The organism is Paenibacillus sp. 01L418 (assembly GCF_056400045.1).
In genome coordinates this window covers 14,968-26,470 of sequence record NZ_JBFTSN010000026.1, presented here as the reverse complement: position 1 = coordinate 26,470, position 11,503 = coordinate 14,968, and the positions used below count along the sequence as shown (strand labels likewise).

Genomic DNA, 11,503 nt, shown 5'->3' with positions numbered 1-11,503 from the left:
AATAGTCACGAGCTGCCTATTTTTCTTCGTTATTCTTTTCGCTGCAGCGTACCGYTTTTCTCTTCGATTTCAATAAATACTGCTCTTTCATCCGGCTCATTGTTGGGTGAGTGCATGGCAAGCATAAGCTGTCCTTCCAATGAGCGGAACAACATGCCATGTCCACCATCCTGCGGGAAAAGCGTCTCCGCATCCTGCGTCCATGGCCCTTCAATCGTTCCGCTGGCTGAACGGGCGATCCCAATAGCGTAGCCATTTTTCGAACCGCTTGACCAAAGCATAAGCAGCTCGCCTACTTGATTACGATATAGATAAGGGCCGTCTGTTATATAGTTGTTATGATCATCGCCAAATGGAATGGCCCAAGCTGCTTCCGATGCGGAGAAAAGCATGATCGGCTCTCCAGCCGCTTCCTTTAAATCTGCGGTCAATGGAATGGCGCACATTTTACCATCATTCACCTGCACCCATTCTTGGCAAAATACCATCCATGGCGTTCCATCTGCTTCGATATGCAGCGTACCGTCAAGACATTCCCACTCCGATGGAGTGACGGGCTTATCTGTAAGTGGGACAAAAGGCCCAAGAGGGCTTTCCGATATTAAAACCTGTGTTGCGCGCCGCTTATCCTCTGACTTAAATGAAGCAAACATATAGTAGCTGTTATCGTAAACATACACTTCTGGCGCCCAAAAATGATGATCCGACCAAAAACCAGGCGCTGGCCTGAAGGCTGGATAAGGCCCATCCCAATTCTCAAGATCAGTGCTTTTGTACGTATCGAACCCCGTCCCTGGAGCTGACCATACATTCTCATCCGTTGTCCCGTATAGGTAATAACATTTCTCTTGCTCATTTACGAGTATGTAAGGATCACGAATTCGAATTTGCTCTCGTTTCAGCATTGGCTGGATTTCCCCCTCTAAACTAGTCACGTAACTATGAGAAAATGATATCCTTTTTTACATTTCAAAAAAAAGAACCTGACAGAGGCAGCCTCCGTCAGGTATTTGATTAAAGTCCTTTTGCTTCGCGGTAAGCTGCGATATAAGCAGCGGCTTTCTTCTCAATGAGCGAGAAGTCGCCCGTTTTTACAGCGTCCTTCGTTAGATCGGATCCGATACCGACCGCTACCGCGCCCGCTTTGATCCAGTCCTTTAGGTTGTCGAGTGATACRCCGCCGGTTGGCATAACGTTAGCCTGCGGCAACGGTCCTTTTATAGAAGGAATCACACTTGGTGAATATAGGTTGCCTGGGAACAGCTTCACGATATCAACGCCCAGCTCCAATGCCGTTTGAATTTCATGAATGGTCATTGTACCCGGCAAAATAGGAACCGCATAGCGATTGCAAAGCTTGATCGTATCCGGATTAAGTGCTGGAGAAACGACATATTCCGCCCCTGCCAATATAGCAGCGCGTGCCGTTTCTGGATCTAGTACTGTGCCGACGCCGATAATAGCAAAGTTGTCAGCATCAGGTGATACGGAGCTTGAATACTCTTTGGATAATTGCTCGATGGCACGCAGTGCAAATGGCACTGTCATCGTAATTTCAATCGCTTTGATACCGCCCTTAATTGCACGGCGTGACATTTCCACAACTTCCTCAGGCGATTCCGCACGCAATACCGCCACGACGCCGGCATCCGTCAACTGCTGAAGCACTCTAAGCTTTTTCATCCCTTAGTCCCTCTTCCCATTATGTTCGTATTTGTTCGAAAATGTGTAGTCTATACCGCTCATTATATGTCGTATCAGCTAAATCTTCAATGGAATGTCCTACTTCGCGTAATCGATTTCAAGAAACTTTTCTACTTCTGTCACCCAACGTTCATTTACAAACTGCACATGCAGCGGATGCTCGTTATAAGCATCGTAATCAGCCTGATTTGCAAATTCCATGGCGAAGCCATGGCGGTAGTCATTTTTCCCGCTTACTTGCTTATATACTTGAAAGTTCTTTACAGACGGAATCGAAGTAAGAATCCGCTCTCCATCCTCCAAAAACTGCTGTTCCTCCGCAGAGCCTTGTTCATGCTTCAAGCTAAAAATGACGGAGTGCAAAATCCAGTCTTTTGTTTGCGTTGTCATACGTTTCACTCCTTCTTCTCTATGAAATGGTTTTGTTCCTATAAAAATAACATAAACAAGCTGCTAAGTGGAACGCTTTTCGTTACAAAGCTTTCCATTTTTTGTTCTTGTTCTTTTTTCAAAATATACATTATTATTACCTTGGTTCTATTAAATTTCGAAAATATAGTATTGGAATTTAGTAGCTTCTGCTCTATTATGTTTATGTTAACATTTATGACATGAGAGGAAGATTGGTAGAATGCAAGAAGGTCAGCTTAAGGGGAAAAAGGGTTTACGAAAGCTCGCTGTCTCGTCATTGACTTTATTCGTACTGTCGATGCCGTTTAACGGTATGTTCGCAGCAGCAGCGGATGCAGGGTCCAGCGTGAAACTCAGAATTATGGAAACAACAGACATTCACACCAATCTTGTGCCGTACGATTATTACAAAGATGCCGTTTCCAATACGGTCGGATTTGCTAGAACTTCAAATCTGATTAAAGCGGCTAGAGCAGAATCAAAGAACACATTCCTTGTTGACAACGGTGACCTTATCCAAGGCACGCCGCTTGGCACTTACAAGGCTGTCGTAGCTCCAATTAAAGACAAAGAGATTCATCCCGTTTATAAGGCCATGAATCAACTTGACTACGACGTTGCTACCCTTGGCAACCATGAATTCAACTATGGATTAGATTATTTGGACAACGCTCTTAAAGGCGCCAATTTCCCTTATGTGAGCGCAAACGTATATATCGATGATAAGGACTCGAATCCGGATAACGATGTGAACCGCTTTGAGCCTTACAAAATTATTACGAAAAAAGTCGTTGATGAATCCGGTCAGGAGCAGACGCTGAAAATCGGTGTTATCGGCTTTGTACCTCCGCAAATTACACAGTGGGACAAAACTTGGCTTGAAGGCAAAGTCATTACGAAGGATATTGCCGCAACTGCTGAGAAATTTGTACCTAAAATGAGAGCGGAAGGCGCAGACATTATTATTGCTATGGCGCACACGGGCTTTAATGCCAACTCTCAAGCAAATACTAACGCGGAGGATGCTGTACTGCTTCTAAGCAAGGTGTCTGGTATTGATGCAATTACATTCTCTCATACTCATAAAGTATTCCCTGCAGTTGACGAGAAATCGCTCGACGCTTTATTTAAGGATGCTTCTGGCAAAGTATATGCAAGCGTTGACAATGCGAAGGGCACGATTAATGGAGTGCCAGCCGTGCAAGCTGGATACGGCGGAAGCAATCTAGGAATTATTGATTTGTCGCTAGAGAAACAGGATGGCAAATGGAAAGTTGCTGGCTCCCAGTCTTCCACGAAAGCGATTTACGATAGCGCAGCGAAGAAACCGCTTGTTGAAATCGATCAAGCGATCATCGACGCCGTGAATGGTGACCACGAAGCAACGATTAAATACGCAAACAACCCTATCGGAACAACAACAGCGCCGATTCACAGCTATTTTGCGCTCGTACAAGACGACCCTTCTGTTCAGATCGTAACGAACGCACAGAAATGGTATGTTGAAAACTATATTAAGAAAAACCTGCCCGAATACAAGGACACGCCAATCTTGTCCGTAGGCGCTCCATTCAAGGCGGGACGCAATGGCGTTGAGGAATTCACAGAAATTAAAGCCGGCCCGCTCGCGATTAAGAGTGCAGGCGATCTCTATCTCTACGACAACACGCTTAAAGCGATCATGGTTAAGGGTTCTGTTGTGAAAGAATGGCTGGAAATGTCTGCTGGCAAATTCAATCAAATCGATCCAAGCAAATCGGAAGAGCAAGAACTGCTTAATCCTTCATTCCAAGTGTATAACTTTGATGTGATCGATGGCGTAACTTACCAAGTTGACGTTACCAAACCAGCTAAATATAAAGTTGATGGTACGATTAATGATGCAGCTTCCAGCCGGATCATTAAGTTAAACTACAAAGGCAAGCCGGTAGATCCAAATCAAGATTTCATCGTTATTACTAACAATTACCGTGCTGGCGGCGGCGGCAACTTCCCAGGCGTTAAAGGAAGTAAATATATTATTGACGCACCGGACGAAAACCGCCAAATCTTAATGGATTACATTAGCACCAATAAGCAAATCAACCCATCGATCGATAACAACTGGTCGATTGCTCCAGTTATGGGCGATGTAAAGGTTACATTCACTTCATCTCCAAAAGCGGCGGAGTATGCTAAAACGACGAACAACATCCGTTACTTGGATAAAGTCGATGAAAAGGGCTTCGGCATCTTCTCCCTCGACCTAAACAAGCTATTTACTGATGTACCAGCTTCTCACTGGGCTTCCCCTGCTATTAATGAGCTGGTTGCAAAACAAATCGTTACAGGCAAAACCGATACCACTTTTGAGCCAAACACGAACGTTACCCGCGCGGAATTCGCGACACTGCTCGTGAAAGCTTTGAAATTGACTGCGAAAAGCAAAAGCTCGTTCACCGATGTTCCAGCGACTGCATGGTATGCGGAATCCGTTGCAGCGGCAAGCGAGAACGGMTTGGTTAACGGAGTTTCCAAAGGCAAATTTGCTCCGAACGACAAAATTACGCGTGAGCAAATGGCAGTAATGGCAAGCAACGCATTGAAACTCAAAGCAGGCAAAGAGACGATCGTAGCGGAAAGCAAAAAAATGGCCGACGATGCTCAAATTAGTGCTTGGGCAAAAGCTGGCGTGAATATCGTAGTTGACCGCGGGGTTATGAACGGACGCGGCGAAGGCAAGTTTGTCCCTAAAGCGTCATCGACTCGTGCGGAAGCGGCGAAAGTCGTTCATACGCTGATCAGCGATATTTCGGTACAATTGCTGGGCATTAACGATTTCCACGGACAATTGGATTACAAAAAAGATGTAAAAGATGCAGCGGGCAAAGTCGTGTCGACACTCGGAGGCGCGGATTATTTGGCCACATATTTGAAACAACGCGAAGCTTCGAATCCGAACACGCTGCTTGTGYATGCTGGCGATGCGGTTGGTGCTAGCGCACCGGTATCCGCGATGCTGCAGGATGAGCCGACGATCGATTTCTTGAACCGTCTCGGCTTCGATATCGGCACACTCGGCAACCATGAGTTTGACGCTGGCGCAGCTGAAGCACTCCGCTTAATCAACGGAGGCAAAAACCCGAAAACGGGCAAGGATTTCGCCGGTGCAAACTTCCCTTATGTCGCTGCAAACGTAGTGGATGCAAACGGCAAACCGCTGCTTGACGCCTACAAAGTACTTGAAGTTGGCGGAGTTAAAGTCGGTTTTATCGGGGTCGTAACGAATATTACGCCTTCTATCGTAAAAGCTGAAAGCATTAAAGGCCTTAACTTTATCGAGCAAGCTCCAGCGGTTAACAAAGCAGTGAAAGAACTGCAAGCGAAAGGCGTGCACACCATCGTTATTTTGGCGCATGATCCATTCGATGGCAAAGCCGACGCTCCAACTGGCGAAGTTGTCGATCTGGCTAACAACGTTGATGATGATGTAGACGTCATCTTCGCAGGCCACAACCATGGCGGCCTGAACAAAATGATCGACGGCAAACTTGTCATTGAAGCCTTTTCTTATGGTACGGCATTCTCTGATGTGGATCTAGTTATCGATCGTGCAACGCATAATGTTATTTCCGCTAAAGGCGAAGTCGTTGAAGTGAAACGCGAAGGCGTTACGCCGGATGCAGAAATTGCACAAATGATCAAATCGTACCAAGAGCTGAACGCTCCAGTTATGAACGCACCGGTTACTAAAACGGATGCTGCCATTACACGTACAACTAGCGCTTCCGGCGAATCAGCGCTAGGAAACCTAATTGCCGATGGCATGCGCGAAGTAATGAAAGCGGACTTTGCATTCATGAATTCAGGCGGAATTCGTAATGATCTTCCACAAGGAAATGTCACTTACGGAAACATGTTCTCCGTACAGCCTTTCGGCAATGTGCTCATTAAGATGACGCTGACTGGCGCGCAAATGAAAGAGCTGATGAATCAGCAATGGGCAGGAACAAGCCCGAAGATTGGCCAAATTTCCGGTTTCACATATAAGTATGACGATAGCAAGCCAGACGGCCAAAAGATTGTTGAAATCAAGAAAGCCGATGGCACTGTTCTAGATGACGCAGCAGCCTATACGATTGTCGTGAACGATTTTATGGCAACAGGCGGTGACGGCTACACGGTGCTCTTGAAAGGAACAAACCGTGAGGCTGGTCCTGTAGATCTTGACGCTACGATCACATATATTAATGCGAAATCCACAGCCGGTACTATCTCGGCAAAAATTGAAGGCCGCTTTACTAAAGTGAACTAATCACCTGTTAAAAGAAAATCCCCCTCGCCGAGGCTTCATTCGCACCGGTCGAGGGGGATTTTTTGTATAATAAAGTGAACAATGAAAAATAACCGAATCGTAAATAGAGAGGGGATTCATTGCATGGCTTCATCTAAGCGAGCAAAGAATGCAGCAGCACCTATTTTAGGAACGCGCCAATTAAATAGAGCTTTGCTTGAGCGGCAAATGCTGCTGCGAAGATCCAATATATCCGTGCTGGAGACGATCCAGCATTTGGTTGCCATTCAGTCACAAGCGCCTAACCCGCCCTATTTTGCGTTATGGACACGGCTTGAAAACTTCCGACAAGAGCAGCTCTCTAGGCTCATCACGGAGCGTCAAGTCGTGCGCATTGCTCTCATGCGCTCTACGATTCATCTGGTCAGTGCGCGTGACAGTTTGGAATTGCGGCCCTTGCTTCAACCTGCTTTAGAAAAAGGCATGTTTAGTACATACGGAAAGATGCTGCAAAACGTAGACCTCGAAGCTATCCGTGAAGCTGGTCGCGCTTTAGTGGAGGAGCAGCCTCGCACATTCAACGAACTCGGCAATCTACTCGCGTTAGAGTGGCCTAATGTTGACCCCTCTGCCCTTAGCGCTGCTATTCGTACTCTCGTCCCGCTCGTCCAAATCCCGCCTCGCGGTGTATGGGGACTTAGTGGTCAAGCAACACATACATCTGCGGAAGCTTGGCTTAGTCAATCGCTTGCGAACTCTCCTTCCCTCGAGACGATGCTGCTGCGTTACCTTGGCGCCTTTGGCCCCGCAACCATTAAGGATATGCAAGTTTGGTCTGGGCTAAGCAAGCTCCGCGAGACTATTGAACAGCTGCGTCCAAGCCTGCGTACCTTCTCCGACGAGAAGGGCAATGAGCTGTTTGATTTGCCGGATGCTCCCTTGCCGCCCGGCGACACGATAGCACCGCCGCGCTTTCTATCCGAGTTCGATAATATGCTGCTCTCCTACTCTGACCGCAGCCGCATTTTGGATGAAAAGTATAAACCGCTCGTGTTCACGATTAACGGCATTATTCGCTCTACATTTTTAATAGACGGATTCGTACGCGGCACGTGGAAGATAGAACAAAACAACGAAACTGCAGCACTCATCATTCAATCATTTGAGAAGTTAAGCGCAGCTGATCATGATGCTTTAGTGGAAGAAGGCCAAAAGCTGCTCACATTCGCTGCAGGCAGCTCCCTCTCGCATGATATTCAGTTCATAGCACTAAAATAAGCATGATCCGCAGCCTGTGCATCTGCTGCTTTTTTCGAAACCTGAGCTTTCCCGCTAAATGACCAATATGTTGCAATGCGAAGCAGTCGCTCAAATGGACCATTTTTGAACCAGAACAGGATGAAGCTGGACACAACGGCTTGAACGGCATAAATGGCTATGCCAAGCAGTACGCCGTTAAGCACACCGATTTCTCCAAACCAGCCCAACGCATATCCATAAAATATAGTGGTACAAATCACCGTCTGCATTAAATAGTTGGTCATAGACATTCGTCCAACCGATTCAAATGCCATGATGATATAGGATCGTTTAGATAAAAACGACATGACGACCGCAAGGCCAAAAATATACCCAAAGGCCAGCAATTGCCCGCCTAACGACAATAATACGCTGCTCCATGCCCAATCCGGCTTTAATACAGCTATCGCTTTCAATAGAAGACCTAGTGGCAGCAGTATGCCGCTGAGCCAAGCAAATTTACGTCTCTCCCGCTTGGGATTATGAAACCACTGCTTATTGGCAGCCGCTATGCCGAACAAAAACATCGGCATCATCAGCATCGGCATCAAAGCCATAAGCACTGCCATGACGGCCACAGGCAGGTCTAGCGGGTCCTCTTCTTGACGAAAATTCATAATTTCCTGATAGGTTCCTTCACCATATACGGTAATAGACTCTTCTACGTAATCATGCATGCGAGCTTTCTCTTTTGGCGTATCCTCCTTCAAGTCGTAGCCGAGTCCAGACATTAATATGCTTAATATGACTCCCCATATAATAAGCGTTTTTGGCTTTCTTTTTACAAACAGTAATAAGAAAAACCCAGTTATTCCATAGGCCAATAGGATATCGCCCTCCCAAAGGAGCATGCTATGCAAAAGCCCAAGTCCTATTAGCATAAAAAAGCGTCGTACCATATACCTCGCCGGCTTGAGCCCCTTGGCGACTAGTCCTTCGCGCAGCTTAAAGAGGCTGTAGCCGAATAAAAACATAAAGATAGGCATAAAGCTGCCTTCCACCGCTACCTTGAGAACTTGATGCGTCACTTCATCTGTAGGAGTAGGATGAAATAGCTGCATTTCCTCTTTCCCATAAATACCATATTGAAAAATAAGCATGTTCGCCAGCAGTATGCCAAGCAAGCAGAACCCTCTAATCGCATCAATAACGCGAATTCGCTGTCCCGTTTCATTTTGATTTATCATTCCTATCACCTCTTACCCAATCATAAAGATTCCAATTGAACAGCGAACAAACGGAATCATAACAGCAGCTTAATTTTTTTCTGTTTTGTTCAACAGATGTTAAGGTTTGTGTGCTAGCATAAAACGGGGTGATGAACATGAACAAAATTGTCATAGTGGAAGATGAACCTTCTATTGTAAAAATGCTGCAGCTGGTGCTCCAAAAGGAAGGCTTCCAGCATATCTATACGGCAGGAACCTGCCAAGAAGCTCTCGATACGATCGCTCGCCACGGAGCCGATATCGTGCTGCTGGATGTGATGCTGCCCGACGGCAGCGGATTTGAGCTTTGCTCAAAAATTAGACAGCTGGGCAATCCGCATATCTTATTTTTAACCGCCAAAGCATCCGATCTCGATATACTGACCGGATTTGCGATGGGCGGCGATGACTATATCACAAAACCATTTAATCCATTGGAGATTGCAGCTCGCATTAAAGCAAGGCTGCGCCGCATGGAAGAGGCGGAGTCACCTCCACCGCATTCCACATTTGCTACGTCAATATCCGCTGCCTCTGCCCCTCATCTAACCTACCGTTATGGCCGTTTTCAGTTAAATGAAGCAGCTGGGGAATTATTAGTAGATAATCAGCCGGTATCATGCCCTGCACAGGTTTTTCAGCTGCTGCTGTATTTCTGCAAAAACCCCGGCATCGTCTTCTCGAAAGGTCAGCTTTATGAAGCGGTATGGGGCATTGACGGATTAGGGGACGACAACACGGTTATGGTTCACATCAGGCGAATTCGCGAGAGAATTGAATATGATCCCAGTATGCCGACGCATCTGCTTACCGTTCGTGGTCTCGGCTACAAATTAGTTAAGGAGCCTGTAAGCCTATGAAGGTTCAACGCCGAATGGCCTTTCATTTTACATATCAGCTCGTCGTGTATTCGATTCTCATATTCGTTGCGATGATCGTGCTGTTTCTTGTCCTTATTAATAAAATTACGAACGAGGATCTCAAACGGAACTTTCCCGCCGGCGCGCTTAGCTCCATTGTCGCGGAAACCGACTATTCGAAAAAAGAGATTAAGATGTCGACGCACTGGAAGGAGCTCATTGAAGATCGTGATATGTGGCTGCAAGTCGTGGACTCCAAAGGGCAGGTTATTTATTCCGTCCATTCGCCGAAAGAGCAGCCGACTTCTTATTCGATTACGCAGCTTTTAGCCATCCAGCAATCCGAAAAATCCGGCATCTATACCGTCGATAACGAGCTCGATCTGACGTACTCTACTCCGCTGCTCTTTCTTCTTGGCTACAAAAATCCGCAGCAAGAGAAGCTGACTGCATGGTATATGGCATATCAGCAGAATGGTCTAGTAAATGAGGCATATAAGAATGACCTGCTCACCGAGTTAAGGAAAACGAAGAGCTATTTGCTAATCGTAGACCAAGCTGGCAAAAGTGTTCAAACGATTGGAGATCAGACTTCTGCTATCGATGTATATGAGCCGCTGGAAGTGCTGACTATGCAGCAAAAGCCTGGTGATTATGATACGAACATCTTTGTGTACCAGCCTGAAAATAGTGATTTGACTTGGATTTTGCACACGCCAAACGAACAAATAACGTATACGAAGCAGCCCATCCTATCGGAAGCTATACGTATCTTCATTTGGATAGGCGGCTCGCTGCTCTTACTCTCCCTTGCTATCTCCATTTGGCATGGCTATCGCTATGGTCAGCCACTCATCCTATTCGCCGGTTGGTTCGAGCGGATGGGCAATGGACGGTATGATGAGGTGCTTACGCCAAAGGATCGCAAAAAGGTATTCCGCCGCAGCGGCAAGCTGCGTATTCGCTACCGCCTTTACCGGGAAGTGATTGCGGCTTTCTACCAAATGGCCGAGCGGCTGGCGCAAACGGAGAAGGATCGGCGCCAGCTTGAGAAAACGAGAGAGGAATGGATGACTGGGATTTCGCATGATTTGCGCACGCCGCTCTCTACCATTCAAGGCTACGGCTATATATTGGAAAGCTCCCCTGCGCAGTGGAGTGATGAAGAGCTTCAGGACATGGGCAAAATGATTCGTGAAAAAAGCAGCTATATGCTGGAGCTTATGAATGACTTCTCGCATATTTATCAAATAAAGCATGGAACCGTCCATATGGATCGACATGAATTCGAGCTCGGCGAGCTGGTTAGACGCTCAGTACTCAAATATGTGAACGATGCTACGCTTTCCGAGGTAGCCTTCCTTTATGAGGGAGACGAGCTGCCTGTCAGCCTTTATGGCAATCCGAAGTGGATGCAGCGGCTAATGGATAATCTGCTTTCGAACGCCGTGAAACATAATCCTGCAGGCATAACCGTTACGGTAACCTGCGGCATGCTGAATGATGATGCCTACATCCGCGTCTCCGACAACGGGAGAGGCATGGATGAGGCCACTGTCAACAAGCTGTTCGAAAGATATTACCGCGGGACGAATACAGAAGAATCAAGCAGTGGTACTGGCCTTGGCATGAGTATCGCCAAAATGATCGTAGAAGCACATCAAGGCCGAATCGAGGTGCGTTCTGCGATTGGTGAAGGCACCTCGATCAGTATTTATTTTCCAAGCGATTGATCCACTCGTTTGGGC

Annotated in this window: 8 protein-coding genes; 4 read left to right on the top strand and 4 right to left on the bottom strand. The window is 46.7% G+C overall.

Annotated features, from left to right (window positions below; all coding sequences use genetic code 11):
* Positions 1–29 precede the first annotated feature (29 nt).
* The 3 genes from AC1DSE_RS06030 to AC1DSE_RS06020 all read right to left on the bottom strand — a co-directional run bounded on the left by AC1DSE_RS06030 (position 30) and on the right by AC1DSE_RS06020 (position 2,094).
* On the bottom strand, positions 30–905 hold the full coding sequence (locus AC1DSE_RS06030; RefSeq protein ID WP_477527496.1) for a glycoside hydrolase family 43 protein: 876 nt from the start codon (positions 903–905) through the stop codon (positions 30–32).
* Positions 906–1,014: 109 nt separating this feature from the next.
* On the bottom strand, positions 1,015–1,683 hold the full coding sequence (locus AC1DSE_RS06025) for a bifunctional 2-keto-4-hydroxyglutarate aldolase/2-keto-3-deoxy-6-phosphogluconate aldolase (RefSeq protein WP_477510794.1): 669 nt from the start codon (positions 1,681–1,683) through the stop codon (positions 1,015–1,017).
* Positions 1,684–1,782: 99 nt separating this feature from the next.
* On the bottom strand, positions 1,783–2,094 hold the full coding sequence (locus tag AC1DSE_RS06020) for a Dabb family protein (protein ID WP_477510795.1): 312 nt from the start codon (positions 2,092–2,094) through the stop codon (positions 1,783–1,785).
* 241 nt (positions 2,095–2,335) lie between these two features.
* Here AC1DSE_RS06020 and AC1DSE_RS06015 point away from each other — a divergent pair, with 241 nt between their 5' ends.
* Together AC1DSE_RS06015 and AC1DSE_RS06010 are read left to right on the top strand one after the other, a co-directional pair.
* Positions 2,336–6,409, top strand: a complete 4,074-nt coding sequence (locus AC1DSE_RS06015; RefSeq protein WP_477527495.1) for a bifunctional 2',3'-cyclic-nucleotide 2'-phosphodiesterase/3'-nucleotidase — start codon at positions 2,336–2,338, stop codon at positions 6,407–6,409.
* A gap of 123 nt (positions 6,410–6,532) precedes the next feature.
* The gene (locus AC1DSE_RS06010; RefSeq protein WP_477510797.1) at positions 6,533–7,666 is read left to right on the top strand and encodes a winged helix DNA-binding domain-containing protein; all 1,134 of its coding nucleotides are present in this window, start codon (positions 6,533–6,535) and stop codon (positions 7,664–7,666) included.
* Here AC1DSE_RS06010 and AC1DSE_RS06005 read toward each other — a convergent pair.
* The gene (locus tag AC1DSE_RS06005; RefSeq protein WP_477510798.1) at positions 7,645–8,874 is read right to left on the bottom strand and encodes a DUF418 domain-containing protein; all 1,230 of its coding nucleotides are present in this window, start codon (positions 8,872–8,874) and stop codon (positions 7,645–7,647) included. The genes AC1DSE_RS06010 and AC1DSE_RS06005 overlap by 22 nt on opposite strands.
* A gap of 131 nt (positions 8,875–9,005) precedes the next feature.
* On the opposite strand from AC1DSE_RS06005, the gene AC1DSE_RS06000 reads away from it, so the two are divergent.
* Both AC1DSE_RS06000 and AC1DSE_RS05995 read left to right on the top strand, forming a co-directional pair.
* Positions 9,006–9,755 (top strand): response regulator transcription factor, encoded by a 750-nt coding sequence (locus tag AC1DSE_RS06000; RefSeq protein WP_477510799.1) that lies wholly within the window; start codon positions 9,006–9,008, stop codon positions 9,753–9,755.
* Positions 9,752–11,488 carry a sensor histidine kinase gene (locus AC1DSE_RS05995; protein ID WP_477510800.1) on the top strand — a complete coding sequence of 579 codons (1,737 nt, stop codon included), beginning with the start codon at positions 9,752–9,754 and terminating at the stop codon, positions 11,486–11,488. Before AC1DSE_RS06000 ends, AC1DSE_RS05995 begins: the two co-directional genes overlap by 4 nt.
* The last annotated feature ends 15 nt before the right edge of the window (positions 11,489–11,503 follow it).

Bases quoted from the DNA above. Each gene is read 5' to 3' on its own strand.
- AC1DSE_RS06020 (WP_477510795.1), bottom strand. From the start codon at position 2,094: ATGACAACGCAAACAAAAGACTGGATTTTGCACTCCGTCATTTTTAGC.
- AC1DSE_RS06010 (WP_477510797.1), top strand. From the start codon at position 6,533: ATGGCTTCATCTAAGCGAGCAAAGAATGCAGCAGCACCTATTTTAGGA.
- AC1DSE_RS06005 (WP_477510798.1), bottom strand. From the start codon at position 8,874: ATGATAAATCAAAATGAAACGGGACAGCGAATTCGCGTTATTGATGCG.
- AC1DSE_RS06000 (WP_477510799.1), top strand. From the start codon at position 9,006: ATGAACATGAACAAAATTGTCATAGTGGAAGATGAACCTTCTATTGTA.
- AC1DSE_RS05995 (WP_477510800.1), top strand. From the start codon at position 9,752: ATGAAGGTTCAACGCCGAATGGCCTTTCATTTTACATATCAGCTCGTC.